The following is a 22,546-nucleotide window of genomic DNA, read 5'->3' on the forward strand; positions in this document are numbered from 1 at the left end:
AAAAGTATAAAAAGCGGCTTTGCTGCGTTGCCAGTCCGCCCGGAAATGAATCTCCGGGCTAATGGAAGAAACCCCGCTGAAGCGGGCTGGGAGAATCATTCGGAGTTCTTAGCCCAGTTTAGTGGGCTTCCCTGATTAGCCCGGAGATTCATTTCCGGGCGGGTGAATGCGATCAACGATTACTTTTCAAACACCCTCTAAAGCGTGATCGAATCAATTTTTCCAATAATGCTCTAACTAGAACTTCTCATCACTAATGAACCTATCCAGTAACTCTATGACTCGATCTGCCTGTGCAGTTGGGATAAAAAGATGATCATGATAGTAGGCTGAAACTGCGTTCACACTAATTCCCTGTGCAGCCAATCTGCTAGTAATTGCGGCTAAAAATCCAACCGCTTCTAAGCTAGAGTGAACTGATAATGTGATTAAGCGAAAAGTCGAGGCGTAAGGAATATTGGATTGATCGGCAATTTGTCGATCGAGAATTAGCGTGAGTCCTTCCTCTTCTCGAAAAACCCCGATCGGATTCAGCCTTAACCAATCCTCAAAATCAACGCTGCAAAAGACATATTCACCCTGTCTCAAAACAGGATTCATCGATTTAAGCAGCGTTGTTAAATCTGTTTCTCCACTCACTTTGATAGATACCGTTCTACAATTTGAACAATTCGCTCAGAAGCTAATCCATCTCCAAAGGGACTAACGGCATTTGCCATTGTTTGATATGCGATCAGACTACTCAACAATTCCCCTGCTTCTTTCAAGATATTGTCCGAATTCGTTCCAATCAGTTTCGCCGTTCCTGCCATCACTGCTTCCGGTCGCTCGGTCGTCTCTCTCAATACCAAGACAGGTTTACCCAAGCTTGGTGCTTCTTCTTGAATTCCGCCCGAATCCGTTAACAATAGATAGCAGCGTTTCATTGCTCCAACTAAATCGGTATAGTCCAAAGGTTCCGTTAAGAACACTCTGGGATGATCGCCAAGAATTGCAGTTAATGGTTCGCGAACGGTTGGATTTCGATGCAGAGGAAGGAGTAAAGCTGTATCTTCAAACTGAGTCAGAACTTTGAGAAATCCTTGGGCAATGTCTTCGAGCGGCTGACCCCAATTCTCGCGACGATGAACGGTTGCTAAAATCGTGCGGTACTTCGACCAATCGAGACCAGGAATTTCACAAGGCGGATTACGATCGGCAACCGTCAACAGCGCGTCGATTACCGTATTTCCGGTTTGATGAATCTCACCTAAAACGCTCGATCGCTCTAAATTTTGAACCGACAACGCAGTGGGCGCAAAATGAAGCTGTGTAATCTGTGAAACTAACCGCCGATTTGCTTCTTCAGGATAAGGATTGAACACATTCTCGGTTCGCAATCCTGCTTCAACGTGACCGACTGGAATTTTCTGATAGAACGCAGCTAGAGCAGCAGCAAAAGCAGTCGTCGTATCTCCTTGAACGAGAACTATTCGCGGCTGGAGTTGTTGGAAGAGTTCCTCTAATCCGCGCAGTGCCCAGCAGGTAATATCCGTCAGCGTTTGCTTCGGTTGCATAATCGCCAGATCGTGCTGCGTTGATAGATCAAAGAGTTGCATTACTTGATCCACCATTTCGCGGTGTTGACCAGTTAGAACAATTTGAGTATCAAAAATGGGCGATCGCTGAAACGCCTGAATCACCGGAGCCATCTTAATCGCTTCGGGGCGCGTTCCTACAATCAGACAAACGGGAATCGGCAACTTAAGCATCGGAACTCACCAAACAACAAGGGAACGATCCAATTTTCTGTTTTGCCCGTAAAAGTCCGGAGCATTGGTCGATCGCTCACTCATCATAATTCGGGATCTGGTGTAGAAATAGAATTAAGAAATGTAAAGTTAATTCTCATAAAAAAGCCCGACCGAAGCCGGGGGAGTCAGACCAGTTCACCGAATGAAAAATGTATTTATTCGCTAAGTTCGCAAGTCAAGGGGCAGGACGCATACACCGAAGTGTGCAGCGGGTTTTCTTTGCCACCCAACCAGCGCATGAACTCAACTTCTTGAGGATGAACCCCTTTGGAGGTTAACCAAGCCGAGGCAAACATAATGCCGAACGCATGGACACCAATCACAACAGCAGAGACGAACAAAATCGAGCTAAAGGGCAGAATTGTGTTTAGGACAAATGCCGCGAAAGCACTCAGCGAAACTACCAAAATAAACATTGGAAATCCGACCACAATCATGCAGACAGTCAACGTAAATACCCAGACCGAGAAGCTTTTGAGGGTAAACAAGATAGCAGAATTCTCTACAGATTGACTGTTTGCCAAGGTCATCACTTTACTCCTTAGAAAATACGGTTTATTTAGTAGTACGAAAGCTTTTTCGTTGGCGGCTTAGTGACCGCTCTCATGAAAGTCAGTATAGGGAAATGATTAGAAAAGGTGAATAGTAATTAAAGAAAGTTTAAACTACGAAATTAATCTATGCAAATGATTGAGTGGGATCACTGAATAGGGTTTGAGGATAAATACTTAGTCGTGGTGAGATTCAGATATAGCAGTGGAAGTTTAGATTAGGACATCCTCGGAGTTGCCCCCAAACCCCCAATTCTGGGGGCTTAAGACTCTTGCTCCCCCAAATTTGGGGGCTGGGGGGCTTCTTAGAAGTGTCTGAACTGAAGTAGGTACAGCGGTAGAAAGTGTGAACCGTTGAAGATTTAGAGCGTTATTTGGTCGATCGCTGTGGGAACTATTACGCAGTCAGGGTTGCATCGATTTTGAAGAACTGGAATTTTACGGAGAGGTTTTTCGTAAAGTTCATTCGCATCTAAATCCGAATGACAGCCCTGCGATCGATATCCCTATCGTTTGCAGGCTTTTCTCATGGCATCGCGTACTCATAAGATTTTCTCCTTCACGAGCCAGCTCACGTTGCTCTGTTTGACCATTGCGTTTAGCCCGATCGCGGTTTCCGCTCAGACCAGTCCCGCAGAAATACGCAAATTGGCAACCGGAGAACAATCACAATCCGCGATCGCAACTCTAAAAAAACGTGGCAAACCTGCGATCGATGCTTTGATTAGTCTTGCTAAGAATCCGAAAGAGCCACAGCGATCGAGACTTTTTGCGATCGTTGCTCTGGGTGAACTGAATGCGAAATCTGCTACTCCAGTGTTAACAGATGCGATTCGTAGTAACTCGAAGGAGATTCGCCTTGCTGCATTAGCCGCACTATCGAAGATTGAAGAGCCGGGGAAAGAAGCCATTCCGTTCTTGATGATTGTGTTACGTGATCGAGATGCTGATATCCGAATCGGGGCGGCTCAGGCGTTGGGGAACTATGGCAGTGCAGCAAAAGAAGCAGTTCCTGAACTGATCAATCGACTTGCTGATCAAAATCGTTTAGTCCAAGTCAAAGCGATTAATGCGATCGGAGCAATTCGATCAGAGGCTCAGTTGGCGATTCCACCTCTGACTGATGCGTTGAATACTCCAGAGCGAGAGGTTCGATTAGCTGCGATCGTAGCGTTGAGTAAGTTAGGTGCAGATGCGAAACCCGCAGTACCAATTTTGGCGCAATTATTAAGTGATGCTGACTCTGAGATTCGGATTAAGACTGCATCGACGCTAGGAACTTTCGAGAAAGATGCGAGTGAGGCAGTTCCACAACTCAGACAAGCTTTGCAACATCCCGATCGTATGACTCGATCGTTTGCAGCGCGGGCACTTGGACGAATCGGAGCAGAGGCAAAATTAGCAGTGCCAGAACTAACACACGCACTAAAAGATCTGGATAAAGATGTGCGACTAAATGCTGCTACTGCATTGGGATGGATTGGATTAGAAGCGCGATCGTCGTTACCGGAATTAGTCAATCTATTGAAAGATCAAAACTCTGGAGTACGATTTAGTGTCGCGACAGCAGTGGGAAGAGTTGCAGGCACATTACAAGATAAAGCTTCGACACTGGGAGCAAATGATATCTCTACGGCGTATAGTACGTTAGAAACTGCATTACCGCTTTTAGAAGATCCGAAAGCAGAATTTAATCAGGAAGTTACAGTTACAGTTCGTCGATCGCTGAATGTGCTCAAGAATGAAAAGGATTCTCGGCTATTCGAGCGAGTCCTGGAATGGTCACAGGCGAATCCAGCCATTGCATCGATCGCGCTTTATATGTTAGCGATGCCGTCACTATGGTTAACTGTCTTGCTGATTCGTCCGCTTTGGTTACTTAAACTGAATAATGCACTGCAACCTTATACGGACTTTGAGATTCCTAGTCCTTTAGGTGGCAGTATCAAAATCCCGTTGCGGTTTGTATTGTTCATCGGTTGGCTGCACTATCATCCGAGAGTGTTGGATTCTTGGGTGAAAAAGCAGATTGAAGTTGCACGAGAAGCATTTGCACATAAGAATACAGTCAGCGATCGACGAGTTTATATTCCGATTCCCGTAGTGATGGATGGAAGTGCGATCGCAGAACTATGCAGCGAAGATTTGCATACAACTTTTTGGGATGGACGGCAGTGTTTACTGATTTGGGGCGAAGGTGGAATCGGAAAAACTAGCCTTGCCTGTCAGTTAGCAAAGTGGGCAATGTCTGACAATAAAATGGAGCGCTTGAGTCGTCATCGAATGCTCCCGGTGTTGATCGAGCAGGAACTAGACTTCAAACTACCAGAAGAAAAGAGTCCATTCCGTGAAGCAATTCGAGGACAGTTGCAAGCTTTGATTGATGCCGCAGAACCGCTGAGTGATGAATTTCTAGAGAAATTGCTCAGACAAAGACGGATTTTGGTGATTGTCGATCGCTTATCTGAATTGAGCGAAGAAACTCGCCAAGAAATTCGCCCTGGACATCCTGATTTTCCTGCTAATGCGCTGATTGTGACTTCGCGGGTAGAAGAAGTTTTAGACGAAGTTCCAAAAACGACTGTGAAGCCGCTCCGAATCGAAGGAAATCGCTTATCTTCATTCCTGGAAGCTTATCTGAATCAACGGAACAAGCGTGAGCTATTCAACGATCCAGAGTACTTCGATGCTTGCGGACAGCTATCGAGAATGGTCGGGCAGCGGAACATTACCGTTCTTTTGGCGAAGCTTTACGCGGAACAAATGATCGCGAAAAAAGAAGGCAGCGAAGGCATCTTGCCCGATAACATTCCCGATTTGATGTTGAGCTATCTAAATGAGTTAAATCGCGATGCCGCAGAAGATGAACCCGATAACATAGCAGTGCATGAAGATGCAAAAATCATTGCTTGGGAATGTCTGAAACACTATTACCGTCCGGCTCCTGCAAAACGAGAAGCAATTCTAGATGCACTGCAAACTCAGACCGAAGCAGACGAAGAAACCGTAAAAATCCGACTAAAACACTTAGAAAAACGACTGCGGATTGTTCAAGCGATCGGTCCTGCACAAGATCAAATCTGTTTCGCGCTCGATCCGTTAGCTGAATGTTTAGCAGCATTGCACTTAGTCGAACAGTATCAAGACGATCGAGAATCTTGGAGTCGCTGGCTGATGGAAGCCGACACGATGCCCGGAGCACCCGATACCATTCAAGGATTTCTCCTCGCAATGCGGGATTGCTGTTTAACTCGCAGTGCAGAGATTGATGTCCCTGACTTTGTGATGGAAGAATTGGGGCAACGGGTGGGACTGAGTGCAGAAGTCTTACGCAAATCGCAGATTGATCAACGCTTAAGACGATTAACCCCGATGCTTTCAAACGGAGATACGATCGCACGTTTAGAAGCGATTCGAGAACTCGGCGAACTGGGTTCTGCTTCCAAAGATGTCTTGCCTGCTTTGATTCGAGAGTTTCAGGATCGCGACTGGTGTATTCGTCGGGAAGTGGCAAAAGCGATCGGGAATATTGGTCCTGAAGCTCGAACTGCGATTCCTGCTTTGATGGAACGGTTGCGCGATGACGATCGACGAGTGACGGGAGAAGCGATCGCGACCCTCGGTAAATTGGGCGTAAGTTCGATTCCTGCCTTGGTGAGTGCATTAGAAGCAAAAGCTCCTTATGTTCGGAGTAGTGCGGCTTGGGTGTTGGCGACCTTTAACGCGGCAGCAAAACCTGCGATTCCTGCTTTGATTGAAGCGCTAAAAGATGACGATTGGCAGGTTCGATGGGTGGCGGCTTATGCGCTCGGTTGTATTGGTCCAGATGCGAAATCGGCGATTCCTGCTTTGATTGAAGCATTCCGGGGCGAGTATGAATTGGTGAGTAAAGAAGCGAGTCGAACCTTGTGGCGGATTAGTGGAGAAGCAGAAACGATCGTGGCGGCATTGGGTGAATTGACTCATACGAACAGTCGAAACTAATGATATTAGAAGCGTTCACAACTCAGAGCTGATCTTGCGGTTGGTGTATTTTTACGATCGATGACCGTCACCGAAGTCTTCTTTCGCCGCGATCTCGTTTCTGGCACAGCCTACTACAGTCTGCTCGTACTCTGTGCGCTGATGATCTGGCTACAAGCAACACAGAAAAAGCATCAAATTTATTAACTTAGCAAGTTCTCAACAGATTCCGTACTTCTACGAGCTACCCCTCATCGGGCTTGTGTTCTTATGGTGGGATAAAATCTCTCAATCCGGTTATGAGTGATATTTTTATCTCCTACTCCCGAAAAGATAAGGCGTTTGTCGAGCGGTTGCATCAGGCGCTAAAAGAGCAACAACGCGAAACTTGGGTAGATTGGCAGGATATTCCTTTAACAGCGGATTGGTGGCAAGAGATTGAACGCGGCATTGAAGGGGCAAATACTTTTGTGTTTGTGATCAGTCCCGATTCGATCGCTTCGGAGGTGTGTACGCTCGAAGTCAATCACGCGGTCAAACACAACAAGCGACTGATTCCGATCGTGCATCGTGAAGGCTTCCAGCAAACACATCCAGCACTCGCGAGACACAACTGGTTATTTTTTCGAGATTCGGATCACTACGATCGCGCATTCGAGCAGCTAACTCAAGCGATCGACACCGATTTAGATCATGTCCGGGCACATACCCGAATTTTAGAACGTGCGATCGAATGGGACAAAGCCGATCGCAATGAGAGTTTTGTCCTGCGTGGGGACGATCTGCGATCGGCGCAAACTTGGTTAACTGATGCAGATTCTAAAAATCCGCTACCAACCGATCTTCAGCGAGAATACATTAGCGCCAGTCAAGCCACCGAGGAAGCAGCAGAAATTTTGCTCAAGGCAGGACAGCAAGCGAAACGCATGGTGCAAATTGGCTCAGGAGTCTTGGCGCTTACACTAATCAGCGCGTTCGCTGCGGGTGGGATGGCTTGGAAATCGACTCAGGAGGCAACAGCAGCCGCACAAAAAGCACTCCAAACCGAGAAGCAAGCAGACGAGAAAGTTTCGATCGCACAACAACGAGCCGATATTCTCGATCGACAAGTGAAACGAGCCGAAGACAAGCTCAAAGCCGCAGAAACGAAGACTAAAGCCGCAGAAAAAGCAGTGATACAAGCGAAGGCAGCACAAGCACAAGTCTTGGCGCAGTCGGAGCAAGAGATTCAGCGGGCGCAAGCACAGGTGATAGAAGCAGAACAGCAAACGCAGACTGCAAGCGGACAAGCTCAAAGTGCAGAACAACGCCGACAGCAAGCAGAAGCAGCGGTTCAGGTTGCACGATCGCGGGTAGAGCAAGCAAATGAGGCAGTTCGGATTGCTGAGAATCAACAGCGAGAAGCAGAGATGCTTCAGGCAGAGGCAAAAGCAGGCACTCAGATTGAACGAGCAGGTGCGATCGCGCTCAGACGATTTGATGCGGATCAAACTGATGGATTGCGGTTGGCGATGCAGGCGGGATTTGAATTGCAAAAATGGAAGCGAGGGAAATCGCTGGATCAATATCCTGCTCTGAGTCCGATTTTGGCACTGCAATCTGGCTTAGAAAGCATTCGAGAAACTAAGCTTTTGAGCAATCAAGGCACAGTTTGGAGTGTGGCATTTAGTCCAGATGGAAAAACACTGGCAACAGGCGGATTTGAGGGCAGCGTCAAACTTTGGAGCAAAGACGGCAAATTAATTACTACACTTGACGGCAATCAAGGTATTGTTTGGAGCGTAGCATTTAGTCCCGATCGAACTTTGCTTGCGGCAGGTGGATTCGATGGCAGTGTCAAACTTTGGAACACAGACGGCAAATTGATCACGACAATCAATAGCAATCAGAGCGCGATTCGGAGTGTAGCATTTAGTCCCGATGGAACTCTGCTTGCTACAGGTGGAGAAGATGGCAATGTCAAACTCTGGAACACAGACGGCAACCTTGTAACTACAATTAACAGCAATCAGCAGAGTGTTTTGGGTGTCACCTTTAGCCCAGATAGCAATCTGCTTGCAACAGGTGGGGGAGATGGTAGTGTCAAACTCTGGAACAATGATGGCAACCTTGTAACTACAATCAATAGCAATCAGCAGAGTGTTTGGAGTCTAGCATTTAGTCTAGATAGCAAGACACTGGCAACAGGTGGGGGAGATGGTAGTGTCAAACTCTGGAACAATGAAGGCAACCTTGTAACTACAATTAACAGCAATCAGCAGAGTGTTTTGGGTGTCACCTTCAGTCCTGACGGGAAGACACTTGCAACAGGTGGAAAGGATGGTAGTGTCAAACTCTGGAACAATGATGGTAAATTGATTACCACACTGAATGGCAATCAGCGCAGCGTTTGGAGTATCGCGTTTAGTCCCAATGGTAAGACGCTGGCGACGGGTGGCGATGATGGTAGTGTAAAATTCTGGAACAATGATGGCAGGCTTCTGAGTACGTTTAATAGCGATCGACGTAGCACTCGGACTGTAACTTTCAGCTCAGACAATAGACATTTGGCAACCAGTGGCTCTGATGGCAGCATCAAACTTTGGAACAGAGAGGGCAACCTTCTCAGCAGTTTCAATAGCAATCAGGGCAACATTCGAGCGATCGCATTCAGTCCAGATGGAACGATCCTTGCAACAGGCGGATTCAATGGCAGCGTCAAACTGTGGGATAAAAACGGCAAACTGATCACCACACTAAACGGCAATCAAGGTAGCATCTGGAGTGTAGCCTTCAGTCCAAATGGAACGATCCTCGCAACAGGTGGAGATGATGGCAATGTCAAACTGTGGGATAAAGACGGCAAACTCATCACCACCCTAAGCGGCAATCAGCGCAGCATCTTAAGTATGAGCTTTAGCCCAGATGGAACGATTCTCGCGATCGGGGGCGCGGATAGTAGTGTCAGACTGTGGAACAAAGACGGAACACTGCTCAGTACATTCAATAGCAATCAGCGCAGTGTTTGGAGTGCAACCTTTAGCCCAGATGGAACGATTCTTGCAACGGGTGGCGGAGATAGCAGCGTTAAACTCTGGGACAAAGACGGCAGGCTTCTGAGTACCTTCAATAGCAATCAAGGCAGCATTGCGCGTGTCACCTTCAGTCCAGATGGAACGGTTGTTGCAACAGGGGGAGACGATGGTAGTGTCAAACTGTGGGATAAATACGGCAATCAGATCGGGCGATTTGAAGGCGGTTCGTTAGCGGCGATCGATTCGGATTGGCAGACGATCGCACTTGTTCAAAAACCTACTTATTTCGGCGCACCGCTTCCCAATTCGGAATCCACGATCGTCAATCTCTACCGCATCGATCTCGACCTTGATCGCCTCCTTCACCGCGCCTGCCGTCATCTCAAATCCTATATTCTCAGCGACTCTAAACAGACAACCGAGCAGAGCCTTTGTGAGGCGCACTTAGGAGAAAGTTGGGAAGCAGAACGAATCGCGAAGTAGGGAACAGCGAGGATTTTGCTACGATCGCTGACGATTCCGCCAGGACGACAGAGAGAATCACGATCGCTGTTCTCACCCGACTGTTTAAGCTTTAGAAATTAATGCAGATACGGCTTGCATGAGCCACAATCTACTTAGCGTAGAATGAAAAAGCGTTCTCCAAAAGACTTTGATATGCTCGACATCCAGAAGCAGTATGTTGTTGACGAAAACCAGCGCCCGATCGCTGTACAGATCGCGATCGCAGATTTTGAGCAAATCGAAGAAATTCTAGAGAACTACGGGCTAGTTAAATTGATGGAAGAATCAGACGACCTAGAAAGACTCGCTAAAGAAGAAGCGTTAAAGTACTATCGATCGCTCTAACGAAACCAGCCTTTCGTAAAGTGAAGACAGCGATCGCTTCAAAATTCACAGCTTCCACCCAAGCAAACGCAGCCTTTTATGAAGCAAACACAGCGATCGCTTCAAAATTCACACTGTTTCTTAAAGCGAAGACAGCGATCGCTTCAAAATTCACAGCTTCCACCCAAGCAAACACAGCCTTTCATGAAGCGATCGCTGTGTTTACTTCATAATTTCCTATGTGTATATCATAACAATAAAGTGACTGAGTAGAAATGCTCAAAATTAAAACAAATTCATCGATTCAAATCTATTTTTTGGACAGAATTGCTCAACCGCGACTGAAACCGCGATCGCTACACTGCAATCATCAAACCCTTAAACAGGAAGAATAATGACAAACAGAACCAAGCAATCTAAAGCACTTGAAAGAGCACAAGCACGAATTGAGGGAATGAAGAGTACTGGCGCATTGATCGATCTGGGCAACGGTGTCTCCCTACAAAATTACGTTGCCAAAACTGAAGCGCTGCGGAAACAGGTCGAATCCTACAACGCCCTAATCCAAACCTTGGAACAGACCCGGCAGAACATCGCTCAAGCCGAACAAGAACTGAACGACTTTAGTGAACACATGCTGTTAGGAGTCGCCGCACTCTATGGCAAGCAAAGCAAACAATACGAATACGCAGGCGGAACCCGCAAACAAACGGGCGGCTGGATCGATCGGAACTAACCCCAATCCAAATCAACAAAAAGACCCAGGCAGCAAAAAATTTCTCTTGCCCCTGGGTCTTTTAGATTTTGAACTTTAAAACTATGGCGATCCGATTCAGGTTGTGAAACCCTCCAAAGCCCCCTAGATCCCCCCATTCTGGTGGACTTTGAGATAAAAAATTTTCTCCAATTCCAGAAATCAGCCCTATTTCAAAGTCCCCCAAATTTGGGGGATTTAGGGGGCACGATCACCCCTGCAATGAACGACTAATTTAGGACTGCTATAGCTCTCTCTTCAACTTGGCGACGGAGCGCAACAGGAATATATGTTGTACTCACGACGCATTCAGCAGATTTTTCAGATTATTGGTCTTAAGCAGGACAATTAGATGCTCGATGTGCTCATATTCGTCGAGTTCGGCTTGCTCGATCGCCGTTAAATCTCCCGCCTTACTACGATCGAGAAGCAGTTGCAGTCGTTCCTGCATTTCAGCAGTCGGCTTAAAGTTAGCGAGTTGTTCAGGTGTAGGATTGTGGCTAATGAAATCGAGAATGTATCGGTAGAAACGAGCCGGAATTGCAGGTTGTCGTAGGCTCAACGCCAAGAGTTCAGGTAAACGGTCACGCTCACGTGTGCCGAAGGCAGCGCTGATTGCTGCAAGCTGGTCAGATAGCTCGTCTGGGACTTCTAAAGTAATCTTCGCCATCGCTGAAACCGCTAAATCTTGTCTTCATCCTATTGCATTTTTCGCTTCAAACATGACAAAGACCCAGGCAGCAAATTATTCTTGCCCCTGGGTCTTTTCATTAGAAATTCAAATTAGTTGCCGCGTTTGAGCGAGGCTTCTACCTGGTTGAACTCGATATTTAATCGATCGACCATTTTTTGAGGAACCGGACGATTGGGATACGAGCTATAGTGTCCAGCCAGTGAATTTAGAGCCGTTCGCATCGTCGTAAAAGAACTCAGCTTTGCCAACGACGTATCGCGACGATAGCGGGCAGCAAAATCATTGATTAGTTTGCGAGCTTCGCCTTGAATCGCCGCCTTGTCTGGTGCATCAGCGGGGAGCGTCATCGCAGTTTTGAGGGTGTTGATCACCGTGAGCGTATCATCACGGTAGTTGCCTGTCAGACCAGCAGGTGCATTCGTACATCCGACAAGCCCGATCGCGACAACGACCACTAAAGCCAGCAGGCGAGACAATAAGCGCTTCATAAGCAAATTCGCGTTAGATGAATAAAAGTAACAGTCTTCTCATCGTATCGTGATTGGGAACGGCGGGATCATGAAGAAGCAGATTCGTGCTGACAGAAGGATTATAGCTGCTTAGAATCTAGAAAATTTTTACAGAATCTATGACTGCACTCCTCTAGATTTCATAAAAATCTAAGTTTTTTGTGTCCTACTGCAACTCTAGACAATGCAAGTTCGGATTATTCAGCAACTCTTGAATCGCTTCTGCTCCAGCGCGAATCAAATCTTCCACTTGCTGAGTGGGCGCGTTCCCACATCGAAGCCATATTACTTTAGGTGGAGAACCATACAGACGACTTCGTTCAGCAAAATCTATATCCTGAGTGACGATACAGAAATCATGTGCCTTTGCAAATCTCCAGATCTCAGTATCTGTTTCTTCTGCTAACTGATGAGACTGAACATGGCTGGAATTCGGAAAAATGTCTGCTAATCGAGCGACTAACTTCCGGCTCAAATTTTGGTCGAAGAGCAGTTTCAACCAGCACCTACTGAAGCAATGAGGCGATGATCACGATCAGCCGCGAATTCTAAACAAGCTCTGATATCAGCTTCTGTCAGTTCAGGGAAATCTTCTAAAATTTGAGTATGAGACATCCCCGCAGCCAGCCAGCCTAAAACATCATACACAGTGATTCTCATGCGGCGAATGCAAGGCTTTCCGCCCCGTTTGTCTGGCTCGATCGTAATAATGTCTTGGTAGCTCATCGTTTTACCTGAACCCGTTGATCTGTCTCAGTTTAATGCAGTGTAGTGGTATGCGGAACAAATTTGATACCGTTGTAATTCTTTAATTTTTACAGATACGCGAATCGATTATTAGCTCCGGTATCATTCTTTAGCGCGATTTTTTTGAACGAGGCAAAATTGATTTGTATTTTACTAAGCGAAAAAAGCCAAGGGTAAACCTTGGCTTGTGACTTGAGGTAACTAGAGGAGAACTGAACTTAATCGATCGCGTCTTTGACTGCTTTCTTGGTTAGCCCTCGCGTTTCGTCTCCAGCACCAACAACGCTATTCGATACGCTATCTGCCACATCTTCAGCACCTTTACCGAGCCGCTGACCAAGTTCTTTCGTTTTCTCAACCGCACGTTCGCCACTGTTGCTCAAGCGCTCTCCAACTTTCTGCGCTTCTTCTTTGACGTTGTTTGCACGAGAGGTCACAGCGTTCCCGATCGTATCTTTGGTGCGCTCAACTCCGTAGCCTGGATTCTTATAAAGCTTTGCGTTACGCGGATCTGCATTACGGGGATCATCACTCGTGATATTGCGTTCAGCGTTATCCACAAGTTCTCTCGCTTTGTCGGTCGGGATTTGTCCAGGAGGCGTATCGCTAAAATTATTCATGCCACCTTCAAAAGGTTGGGCTTGTCCGACGGGATGCGGACCGCCATCATCGGTTTGAGGGGGCATTTTAGCTTGAGCGGAATTGCTGCAAGCGGTATTCAATAACAGCATCACACCTGCGAAAAAGACGATCGCAATCTGCTTTAGGCGCAGGGCTTTGATAAAAGATGCAAGTTTGCTCATAAAAATCTCCGTTGAAGTTAAATCATGTAAGTTGAAATACTACTTTTCGATCGCAGGATTCATTTTGGCTTCAGGACGCTCATTTGCACCTGCTACGGTGTCTTTGATGAATGCCGAAGCATCTTGAATCGACTGACCTGCTCGCTCGAAAACTTTCGAGTTTGGATCAGCGCGATCGATCATCGGTTGTTTCGCGTTGGGCAAAGGTGGCAAAGATTTTTGCTGCATTGCACCCACATCCGGATTGCTAGAGTTAGAGACATCTGAGCCAGGATAGTTCAGATCTGAGGCATTCGTTTTGACACCAAGATCGGCGATTAGAGCATTCGGCGCGATCGAGTTGACGTTAGTGAAAAAGACGACGACTGCGACCGCGATCGAGGCAAAAAGCTGCTTAATGTTGAATCGTTTCATGCTGCGCTCCTTTATATAGGACAGAGAAATTCCCGCTTCGACTTGGCTAGGATTTGACTGATCCCTGATGCGTTTCAACCATACAGATCTGTTCAGAATTTCTTCCTCTAGCGCAAGTCACATTCCTGCGAATCCGGAGGCTGAATGTGTTTCTGCCCTGAGAAGGATTACGCTGGAAAGATGAATCGATCGAGAATTTCATGCAGCGTTTTCGACTCAAATCTTTGCTCCGCTGGCTGATTCTGGCAGCCGTAGTCTTCTTTTTGTTTCAATCTCTTCAAAAACATTGGCAGGATGTGACTCAACTCCGGCTAACTCCAGCGGGTGTAGCTTGTCTTGCGATCGCGCTTGGGGTTACTTTATTTGCACACATTTTTGCGGGCGTGGTCTGGAGTTGGATTCTGCGATTTTTGTCGTATCCGGTTTCTGGAACTTGGGGCGCAGAAACTTATCTAAGGACGAATATTGCCAAGTATTTGCCAGGGAATGTATGGCATTTTTACGGACGAATTAATGCTGCGAAACAGAAAGGAATTGCGATCGCACCTGCCACACTCAGTGTTGTACTCGAATCCCTGTTGATGTTAGCGGCAGCTTGTTTTCTTGCAATTGTCGGGCTTCGGTCTTGGGTACAGTTTGGAATTGCGATCGCGATTCTGATCGGGATTCATCCGGTCTTTCTCAATCTCGTTCTCAGACGATTGCAGAAATCGAATCCGGTTCAGATCGATCGATATCCGTTCCTGCCCTTAATAGGCGAATTGGGATTTTTGGGATTAAGAGCGATCGGGTTTGTGCTGACTTTTCTCGCGCTGCGTCCGATCACGGGTTCAGACTTGCCGCTTTTAATGAGTGGATTTGCCTGGTCGTGGTTGTTGGGATTTGTGATTCCGGGATTACCGGGAGGCGTGGGAGTCTTTGAAGCGATCGCGATCGCGGTTTTGAGTCAAGGATTTCCCAGCGGACAGGTGTTGGGAGCCGTTGCCTTATATCGATTGATTAATACGATGGCAGAAGGAATGGGAGCGGGACTTGCAACTCTCGATCGTTCACGCGGGTGATTCGGGTTCTGCTTTCGGACGAATAATCGGCTTCATTTGCGAAAAAATCCGATAATGGTCGAGGTTCGTTTGGGGTGCAGCTTCTTGAGCTTGCTGCATTTTCACCAGGTTGTATTGCACGTTTTCTGCATGAATTGCAAACGTGACATTAAAGATTTCCAGAAAATTGATTACCCAACTACAATTCTGTTCTGGAAGCTGTTCGTAATGTCGAATTAAAATGGCGATTTGGGCTTCTAAATGCGATCGAGAAGCATTACAAATCAGAACAAGTTTCAGCAAGACAATTACTAATGTCATCGGGTTGCCTTGCGACAGTAACAAGACAAAAAGCGGAGAAGGTTCTTTACGATTTTCTGTGGTCAACGTTTCGATAATCCGATTACACGTCCTGAGAATCAGCGCATCACTGAGTGGAGAAGATTCGTAATCTGAATAGAGCGATTCTAGTTTCTCTGCGAGTTTTGATTGAAGCGCGATCGCATAATCACTATGATGATCGACCGAGAAAATTAGATAGTTCTGAAGACTTTGCTTAAACTCTTTGTAGTTCAGAGTTTGGATCTGATTAATAAAAATATTGGCTAAATTTGCATAACTATATTGTCCGCGTTTTGCCACGATCGCTTTAATCAGCATTAGGACATTATCACCTAGAGCTGTCGGATTTTTCGGCATTTTCTCCGATGAGGTTGCAGACTGAGATTTAGCAATATACATCGCCAGATCGAATTTAAATCGATCTTTTAGCTGTCTTGAAAGAGCGCGGGCTGCTTCTCTTTGCTCGATCGAATTGCGAATATCAACATATTGTGGAACCAGCAAATAAGACGTATAACGGCTGATCCATTTCTCTCTTGCTTGAGTTTCGTATCGAGCCGTAAATAGTTTTAGTTCTTCGTAATCTTGACTCTGTTTGAAGTTCTCGATCCAAGTTTTTAATCGCTTGATGCTGGGAGAAATTGTTTGAGGCTCGATCGTAGAATCTTGAAACGCTTGAATCAGAGCTTGAATCGCTTTATATTGCCGCGCTGCATCCCAGTTATTCACCAGAATGTAACAACACCGCTTCAATGTATTTCTAAATTCGATTTCATCATTTTGTAAAATTAATTGATGAACCGCTTGAACGGCTCCCGGACTTGCTAAATCAATCTGATAGAAAAAGAGCCGCTTAAATTCCAATAAAACTTCTTCTGGGTCCCACTGTCTGACCACTTCCAAAAGAAATTGATAAAGCGTTTCTTGTGCCTGGTAGATCTCTGGAGATTCAGCGATAAGACGCTGAACAGTTGAATCGATCGAGAAAACCGATTCCGCATCTAATTCCAGATCATGCGACTGTCTACCTGACTCTTTACTCATATTTCCAGCACCATAACGAACGAGGCGGATTCGCGTGAACTTCGGCAGAACCGAGGCTCAGTGATACTACGGACGCAACCACTCTGATTCAGTGTGCCCACTCCCCATCTTTGAACAAACAGCCTCAAAACTGCTCGATGCCGACTCAAAAAGTAATCGCTCATTGCATCAACCGCCCCTCGAATGAATTCGGGGCTATCGGAACAAAGTCTGTTAAAACAGACTGAAGAACCTACTAAGAGCGCCTTTCAGTCCCCTTTAGTGGACTTTGATCCGATAGACCGTGATTTTCAATCACGGGCAGAACACAATCGCAGTGAAGACTCTTCTTATACTTTTCAAATGTCCTCTAAGTATTAAACCTGACTGATGACATTCTGATTTGATCAAATACTGTTAGTCACAGCACAAATTCGATAGAAAGCGATAATTTGTTTCGACATTGTGCGATCGCAACTTGAATGTTACGGCAGTGCAAAACGATGCTAATATTTCCGAGAATTGTTTAACAAATGGTTCAAAAGAGTAAACATCTGAATCTTGATCACAGTGTGGAAACTAATTCACATCAATTCAGGTCAGACGAATAAACAAAACCGATTCGATGCAGCGACCGATTCGTTTGCTGCCGTATCGAATGGGACAGTAAACGCTTGGATTTCGGTCATCGTTTTTTGAAGCCAGGAGCAAACATGAAATCATTGGTTCGTTGGAGTACAACCGCTGCAATGGTAGGGGGAACGCTCTTAGCTGGGCTGCAAGCACTCGCACTCACTCCAGAGCAAATCACCCAGAAGTTACGGGCTGTCCCCGTTTTTACGATCGCCAATACTCAAGGTGCGCCGCTGGTCGCTCAACCGCCAAACGGTCAGAAAGGAAATCCAGTGGCAGGCGTATTTATTAGTCAAAAAGATGCCAATGCGTTTTTAGAAAATTTACGATCGAGAAATCCCGCACTGGCAAAAGATGTTCGAGTCGTGCCTGTATCGCTGGCAGAAGTGTATCAACTGAATCAGGGCGCTCAAGGTAGACAGGAAAAGCTTGATTTTGCATACGTGCCCGCGAAACAGCAATTGGATGCTGCACTCGCAATTCTCAAAGCAAACGGTCAGCAAGCGACGCAGTTTAACGGAACACCTTTGTTTGTCGCACGTGCAGGCAAAGACAAAGGATTTTTAACGATTCAAGAAGGCAACCAATCGGTGATTCCAATGTTCTTCAATAAAGAAGACTTGCAGCCGTTGGTCGAACGATTCAAGCAACAAAAGCCGGATCTTGCGGCAACGGTTGATATTCAGGTCTTCCCGCTCGAAGGTGTGATGCAAGCGATGCAGCGCGAGAAAGATCCGCAGCTTGACAAAATTGTGCTGATTCCGCCAAGAGAAACGCTGGAATTCGTTCAACGGCAACAACAGCAGCAACCCCAACAACAGAGACCACAGCAAACTCAACAAAGACCCCAACAAAGACCCCAACAACCTGCGGCTCCGAAGCGCTAACACCGAATGAGTGTTCTGATTCCTGGAAGTCAGCTTTGGAAGTGGCGATCGACCGCGAAAAATCAGTCGATCGCTCATGACATTTCCCCAAACGAAGTCGATTGGCTCTTGCAAGAATTTGCAGGAATCGATCGACTTTTTTTACGATTACAACCCGATCACGCGATCGAATCGAAGGTGTCGCTTTCGGATCTCGATCGAGCTTGGCAACATCGAATTGAACAACGAACTCCAATTCAATATTTGGCGGGAATTGCTCCTTGGCGCAATTTTGAATTGAAAGTGGCTCCTGGAGTTTTGATTCCACGACCAGAAACCGAATTATTGATTGATTTTGCGATCGCTCAAGATCCGATTCTGAAATCAGGAAATTGGGTCGATTTGGGAACGGGAAGTGGCGCGATCGCGATTGGACTTGCGCTATCTCTGCCGAATGCGATCGTTCATGCGGTCGATCAAAGTGAAGATGCTTTGAAAATTGCTCGATCGAATGCTGAATTGCTCAACGCAAAGGTTCAGTTTTATCAAGGAAATTGGTTTGAACCGATCGAGCATTTAAAGCGATCGCTCAGTGGTGTAGTTTCTAATCCGCCTTATATTCCATCGCAAACTGTTTTAGAACTCGACCCTGAAGTGAGACTGCACGAGCCGCATTTAGCGCTAGATGGCGGTTCAGATGGATTAGACAGCATTCGCCACTTAGTTCAAACTGCGCCAGATTATCTAATTTCGGGCGGCGTTTGGATGGTGGAAATGATGATGGGACAAGCAGAAGAAGTTACCGCGTTACTTTCGGCTCAGGGAAGCTACGATCGCATTACGATCCAAAAAGATCTTGCTGGCATTGAACGATTCGCGATCGCGTACCGAAAATAATTTATGCGTCCTACTCCTATCCCTCCTCAACCCGGACAAGAATCCGTCTGGGATTATCCGCGCCCTCCTCGCTTGGAACCTGTGAATAAGCGAATTCAGATTATTTTTAATGAAGTCACGATCGTAGACACCGAGAAAGCGATGCGGGTTCTCGAAACCAGTCATCCGCCGACTTATTACATTCCGCCTGAAGATATCAAGCAGGAGTATTTGCTCCCGTCTAGTCGATCGACCTTTTGCGAATGGAAAGGTCAGGGAAGTTATTACAGCGTGAAAGTCGGGGAGAAAAGCGCGATCGATGTGGGTTGGTACTATAGCAATCCGACTCCTAACTTTAGCGCGATCGAGAATTACGTCGCGTTCTATGCGGCTCCGATGGATGCTTGTTATGTGGATGGCGAAAGGGTGATACCGCAGCCTGGGCAGTTCTATGGCGGTTGGATTACGAGTGATGTGGTTGGACCATTTAAGGGTGAGGCTGGATCTTGGGGTTGGTGAGATTTGCTGCGTTCGGAGCGTCTTTAGCCCCCTAAATCCCCCATTCTGAGGTAGGGCTGATTCATTCTAGCGAAAGTCTTCTCTGCCCTCACCCTAGCCCTCTCCCCAAGGGAGAGGGAACAAGATTTCTAGCTCCCTTCTCCCTTGGGGAGAAGGGTTGGGGATGAGGGCAGAACGGCTGAATCGGAGCAGAAAAAACCATCTGATTAGAATGAATCAGCCCTACCCCACTCTGAGGGACTTTGAAAGTAGAAACTGCTCCTGAAACACTGAACTTCTCTGATTTCAAAGTCCCCCAAATTTGGGGGATTTAGGGGGCATTAGCCGATTTAACCGCAGCCAACTTTTCATGGAAGTGACTCTAAATCAAATCTTCCGCCCCGGTCGATCGCCCTAACGCCAACCGCACGATCGACAACATCAAAATCATTAAAAACATCACAAGCCCGATCGTACAGGCATAGCTAATTTCTAATCTCGTAAACGCCTGCTCGTACACATAAAACACGATCGTTTTCGAGCTATTCAACGGACCACCCTGCGTCATGATGAAAATCTCTTCAAACACTTTGGTTGCAGAAATCGCAGAAATCACAGCAACGAGAAATAGATAAGGCTTCATCAGCGGAATCGTAATATCTAGATGCTTGCGAATTCCATCAGAACCATCGATCGCGGCAGCTTCATACAAATCGGCTGGAATCGATTGCAATCCCGCTAGATAAATCACCATGTAGTAGCCCAATCCTTTCCAAATCGTCACGACCATGACGCTAAATAAAGCAAGATTTGGATCAGTCAACCAGGGCACACCCTCAAAGCCGATCGCCCTTAAAAACTGATTCAGCAAGCCGTTATCCGAATACAACCATTTCCAGGCAATCCCCGCCACAACCATCGAAATAATCACAGGCGTGTAGTACGCCACTCGAAACCAGCGAATTCCACGCAACTTCTGATTTACGAGAATAGCTAAGGCGAGGGGTGCGATCGCTAAAATCGGAACCACACAAACCAAATACAGCAACGTATTTCGTAACGTTTGCCAAAACACTGGATCGCGACTTAACCGCTGAAAATTCTGCCAGCCGATCCATTCCGGCTCACCGATCAAGTCGTAGCGAGTGAAACTCAGATAGAACGCTTGCAGGGCTGGATAAAATACAGTGAGTCCCAACACGATCAAAGCTGGCAACAGAAACAGATAAGGCGTAAGTCGCCGCTGCATCGGATACCAGCTTTTTAGGAGTGCGTTGTTCATCAGAAGTGAAATTGAAAATCACTTCACACTGTACTATTAATCGATTTCCTCTGCTTCAACTCGACGAATCGATCGACGAGCAGGCAGCACTTGAGTTCTACGACGATTCGACAAATATCCAGGATATTCATCGTGAACGACTTCGATCGTGCGGGAGGGTCGCTGCTGTTTCGCAAACAGAACGAACATACCAACGAGCGCAATTCCGCCGCCAAAGGTCAGAATCACACCGCCCAACATCCAGAGCAAATTCGAGAAAACGGGATTATTCTCGATCGACGAATTCGCGGGTTTTTGCGGATTGGCTAACGCAGCCTTATTCTGAGCATTCAGCGTTTCGATCAGGGCTTGCTGACTTTGAAGCTGAGTTTTAAGTTGCTCAGTTTGAATGCGCTGCTGCTCGACCAGCGCTCTCAATTGCTCAGTTTCAGCACGTTGCTTATCGGTATCGATTCCGGTCGTCGTGGGGGGAGCCGTGGGAACAGGCACACCTGGCTGGACAGAATAGCCGTAGTTGGGAAGAGGTTGAGCGGGAGAGAGCATGGGGGTATTCGTACTGCCGACTCCTCCTCTGAGCAAAATCACAGCCGCTAGTCCTGCGAGTGCTGCTCCTCCTAAAAATGACGTTGTTTCACTCATCTCCCCTTCACCTTCATGCTGGATTGCAACGCGAATGTTCTCCTAAACCGTATTCAGGCAATTGTGACTCAATCCAGGATATTCCGATCGTTTCAGTGATTCCACTAATATTCAAGATCAGATCTTCCCGTTTGTCCATATCAGTTTATATAGTTTTTTCAAAAAAAGGGCAGTTTCTAACAAATTTAAGCATTAGAAATGCCCAGTTTTGCAAAGTGCTGGACGAAATTTAGAGTGCCCAAGGTTTGATCAAACTCGACTTTTTCAACTTTAGGCACGTTGACAAAGTAAAACGGCAAAGGCAGACTGCGAATCTGTCCAAACCTGGATGCAGTTGAGTTGTTTTTCTGTCAACAGCTTTTTCATTTGATCGAGATCAAATTTCCGCGAGATTTCACTTAGGATCGTTTCTCCTTCTGCAAATTCGACGGTTAAATTTAATGCTTGGAGATGCACAATTTGCGATCGCAAACTCCGCAGGTGCATTTCAATTTGTCGCTCAGTTTCGTTATAAATTGCAATGTGTTGAAACTGGGTTAAATCAAAATCTCCCTGAAATCGCTGATTCAGATGACGCAACATATTCAAATTAAATTCAGCAGTGATTCCTTGTCGATCGTTATATGCCGCTTCAAGTTGTTCAGTCGATTTGTGTAAATCAATTCCGAGTAGAAAATACTCTTTTGATTTCAGCGCATGTGCGATTCGATCGAGAAAAATATCGCACTCTTCCGGGTTCAAATTCCCCAATGTACTGCCAATAAAGCCAATCATGCGGCTCGAAAGATGCGTATTCGGTAATTTTTCTAGTGCGAGTTCATAAGTTCCAACAAGTCCATAGACTTCGAGTTCCGAGTAATCACGCAAAAGACTGTGAGCACTACTTTCGAGAATTCCAGCACTGACATCGATCGGGCAATACACGAGCGGATGACCGAACGATCGATACGCATCGAGTAAAATCCGAGTTTTGGTCGAATTTCCACTTCCCAGTTCAACCAGTTCACAAGCTTCGGTAATTTGAGCAATTTCGGGCGCACAGGATCTTAGAATTTCGGTCTCGGTGCGGGTGAGATAGTACTCCGGAAGCTCGGTAATTTGTTCAAACAGTTGGGAACCTCGATCGTCATAGAAATATCGAGGCGGTAGCGTTTTCGGGGTTTGGCTCAATCCGAGAACCACATCACTACCGGGATGCAACTCGTCTTTGGATGGAGTTGAGCGATCGATTAGATAAGTGAGATGAACACGATCATGAATACTTTGAACCACAGCAA

Annotated in this window: 23 protein-coding genes; 10 read left to right on the forward strand and 13 right to left on the reverse strand. The window is 46.4% G+C overall.

What is annotated here, in order from left to right; all coding sequences use genetic code 11:
• Window positions 1–237: 237 nt before the first annotated feature.
• The 3 genes from ACQ4M5_RS18240 to ACQ4M5_RS18250 all read right to left on the reverse strand — a co-directional run bounded on the left by ACQ4M5_RS18240 (window position 238) and on the right by ACQ4M5_RS18250 (window position 2,323).
• Window positions 238–639, reverse strand: coding sequence for an ACT domain-containing protein (locus ACQ4M5_RS18240; protein ID WP_430677082.1), 402 nt, complete (start codon window positions 637–639; stop codon window positions 238–240).
• Window positions 636–1,751, reverse strand: coding sequence for a non-hydrolyzing UDP-N-acetylglucosamine 2-epimerase (gene wecB, locus ACQ4M5_RS18245; RefSeq protein WP_430677083.1), 1,116 nt, complete (start codon window positions 1,749–1,751; stop codon window positions 636–638). Before wecB ends, ACQ4M5_RS18240 begins: the two co-directional genes overlap by 4 nt.
• A 197-nt stretch (window positions 1,752–1,948) precedes the next feature.
• Window positions 1,949–2,323: a hypothetical protein gene (locus ACQ4M5_RS18250; protein WP_430677085.1), complete on the reverse strand. Its 375-nt coding sequence runs from the start codon at window positions 2,321–2,323 to the stop codon at window positions 1,949–1,951.
• A 549-nt stretch (window positions 2,324–2,872) separates the two neighbouring features.
• On the opposite strand from ACQ4M5_RS18250, the gene ACQ4M5_RS18255 reads away from it, so the two are divergent.
• From ACQ4M5_RS18255 to ACQ4M5_RS18280, 6 genes are all read left to right on the forward strand, one after another.
• Entirely contained in the window at window positions 2,873–6,328 is a 3,456-nt protein-coding gene (locus tag ACQ4M5_RS18255) for a HEAT repeat domain-containing protein (RefSeq protein ID WP_430677086.1), read from the forward strand.
• Window positions 6,329–6,388: 60 nt separating this feature from the next.
• Complete coding sequence (locus tag ACQ4M5_RS18260) at window positions 6,389–6,514, forward strand: hypothetical protein (RefSeq protein ID WP_430677088.1); 126 nt, start codon at window positions 6,389–6,391, stop codon at window positions 6,512–6,514.
• Window positions 6,515–6,606: 92 nt separating this feature from the next.
• Window positions 6,607–9,804: a TIR domain-containing protein gene (locus ACQ4M5_RS18265; RefSeq protein WP_430677089.1), complete on the forward strand. Its 3,198-nt coding sequence runs from the start codon at window positions 6,607–6,609 to the stop codon at window positions 9,802–9,804.
• Window positions 9,805–9,948: 144 nt separating this feature from the next.
• Window positions 9,949–10,170 carry a hypothetical protein gene (locus tag ACQ4M5_RS18270; protein ID WP_430677090.1) on the forward strand — a complete coding sequence of 74 codons (222 nt, stop codon included), beginning with the start codon at window positions 9,949–9,951 and terminating at the stop codon, window positions 10,168–10,170.
• Between the two features lie 20 nt (window positions 10,171–10,190).
• A complete protein-coding gene (locus ACQ4M5_RS18275) occupies window positions 10,191–10,382 on the forward strand; it encodes a hypothetical protein (protein ID WP_430677091.1) in 192 nt (63 codons plus the stop codon).
• A 161-nt stretch (window positions 10,383–10,543) separates the two neighbouring features.
• Window positions 10,544–10,885, forward strand: coding sequence for a hypothetical protein (locus tag ACQ4M5_RS18280; protein ID WP_430677092.1), 342 nt, complete (start codon window positions 10,544–10,546; stop codon window positions 10,883–10,885).
• Between the two features lie 316 nt (window positions 10,886–11,201).
• Here ACQ4M5_RS18280 and ACQ4M5_RS18285 read toward each other — a convergent pair whose 3' ends face one another.
• The 6 genes from ACQ4M5_RS18285 to ACQ4M5_RS18310 all read right to left on the reverse strand — a co-directional run bounded on the left by ACQ4M5_RS18285 (window position 11,202) and on the right by ACQ4M5_RS18310 (window position 14,070).
• Window positions 11,202–11,573, reverse strand: a complete 372-nt coding sequence (locus ACQ4M5_RS18285) for a hypothetical protein (protein WP_430677093.1) — start codon at window positions 11,571–11,573, stop codon at window positions 11,202–11,204.
• Window positions 11,574–11,686: 113 nt separating this feature from the next.
• Complete coding sequence (gene psb27, locus ACQ4M5_RS18290) at window positions 11,687–12,085, reverse strand: photosystem II protein Psb27 (RefSeq protein ID WP_430677094.1); 399 nt, start codon at window positions 12,083–12,085, stop codon at window positions 11,687–11,689.
• A gap of 187 nt (window positions 12,086–12,272) precedes the next feature.
• Window positions 12,273–12,605, reverse strand: a complete 333-nt coding sequence (locus ACQ4M5_RS18295; protein WP_430677095.1) for a DUF5615 family PIN-like protein — start codon at window positions 12,603–12,605, stop codon at window positions 12,273–12,275.
• Window positions 12,602–12,832, reverse strand: a complete 231-nt coding sequence (locus ACQ4M5_RS18300) for a DUF433 domain-containing protein (RefSeq protein WP_430677096.1) — start codon at window positions 12,830–12,832, stop codon at window positions 12,602–12,604. The genes ACQ4M5_RS18295 and ACQ4M5_RS18300 overlap by 4 nt, the downstream gene beginning before the upstream one ends.
• Before the next feature lie 239 nt (window positions 12,833–13,071).
• Window positions 13,072–13,656 carry a DUF6658 family protein gene (locus ACQ4M5_RS18305; RefSeq protein WP_430677097.1) on the reverse strand — a complete coding sequence of 195 codons (585 nt, stop codon included), beginning with the start codon at window positions 13,654–13,656 and terminating at the stop codon, window positions 13,072–13,074.
• Window positions 13,657–13,695: 39 nt separating this feature from the next.
• Entirely contained in the window at window positions 13,696–14,070 is a 375-nt protein-coding gene (locus ACQ4M5_RS18310) for a hypothetical protein (protein WP_430677098.1), read from the reverse strand.
• A gap of 200 nt (window positions 14,071–14,270) precedes the next feature.
• Here ACQ4M5_RS18310 and ACQ4M5_RS18315 point away from each other — a divergent pair, with 200 nt between their 5' ends.
• Window positions 14,271–15,131: a UPF0104 family protein gene (locus ACQ4M5_RS18315; protein ID WP_430677099.1), complete on the forward strand. Its 861-nt coding sequence runs from the start codon at window positions 14,271–14,273 to the stop codon at window positions 15,129–15,131.
• On the opposite strand, the gene ACQ4M5_RS18320 is transcribed toward ACQ4M5_RS18315, so the two are convergent.
• Window positions 15,120–16,496, reverse strand: coding sequence for a hypothetical protein (locus tag ACQ4M5_RS18320; RefSeq protein ID WP_430677100.1), 1,377 nt, complete (start codon window positions 16,494–16,496; stop codon window positions 15,120–15,122). The two genes, ACQ4M5_RS18315 and ACQ4M5_RS18320, sit on opposite strands and share 12 nt — an antisense overlap.
• A gap of 692 nt (window positions 16,497–17,188) precedes the next feature.
• On the opposite strand from ACQ4M5_RS18320, the gene ACQ4M5_RS18325 reads away from it, so the two are divergent.
• From ACQ4M5_RS18325 to ACQ4M5_RS18335, 3 genes are read left to right on the forward strand one after another with little or no spacing between them, the layout of a single operon-like run.
• Window positions 17,189–17,995, forward strand: coding sequence for a Tic22 family protein (locus ACQ4M5_RS18325; RefSeq protein ID WP_430677101.1), 807 nt, complete (start codon window positions 17,189–17,191; stop codon window positions 17,993–17,995).
• A gap of 6 nt (window positions 17,996–18,001) precedes the next feature.
• Window positions 18,002–18,871 (forward strand): peptide chain release factor N(5)-glutamine methyltransferase, encoded by an 870-nt coding sequence (gene prmC, locus ACQ4M5_RS18330; RefSeq protein WP_430677102.1) that lies wholly within the window; start codon window positions 18,002–18,004, stop codon window positions 18,869–18,871.
• 3 nt (window positions 18,872–18,874) lie between these two features.
• A complete protein-coding gene (locus ACQ4M5_RS18335) occupies window positions 18,875–19,369 on the forward strand; it encodes a DUF427 domain-containing protein (RefSeq protein ID WP_430677103.1) in 495 nt (164 codons plus the stop codon).
• A 361-nt stretch (window positions 19,370–19,730) separates the two neighbouring features.
• Here ACQ4M5_RS18335 and ACQ4M5_RS18340 read toward each other — a convergent pair whose 3' ends face one another.
• From ACQ4M5_RS18340 to egtD, 3 genes are all read right to left on the reverse strand, one after another.
• Window positions 19,731–20,630, reverse strand: coding sequence for a carbohydrate ABC transporter permease (locus tag ACQ4M5_RS18340; protein WP_430677104.1), 900 nt, complete (start codon window positions 20,628–20,630; stop codon window positions 19,731–19,733).
• 36 nt (window positions 20,631–20,666) lie between these two features.
• Window positions 20,667–21,269, reverse strand: coding sequence for a hypothetical protein (locus tag ACQ4M5_RS18345; RefSeq protein WP_430677105.1), 603 nt, complete (start codon window positions 21,267–21,269; stop codon window positions 20,667–20,669).
• A gap of 270 nt (window positions 21,270–21,539) precedes the next feature.
• Window positions 21,540–22,541: an L-histidine N(alpha)-methyltransferase gene (gene egtD / locus ACQ4M5_RS18350; RefSeq protein WP_430677106.1), complete on the reverse strand. Its 1,002-nt coding sequence runs from the start codon at window positions 22,539–22,541 to the stop codon at window positions 21,540–21,542.
• Window positions 22,542–22,546: the final 5 nt, after the last annotated feature.

The sequence above is a fragment of the Leptolyngbya sp. AN10 genome (assembly GCF_050565645.1).
In the GTDB taxonomy this organism is placed as follows: domain Bacteria; phylum Cyanobacteriota; class Cyanobacteriia; order Leptolyngbyales; family Leptolyngbyaceae; genus Leptolyngbya.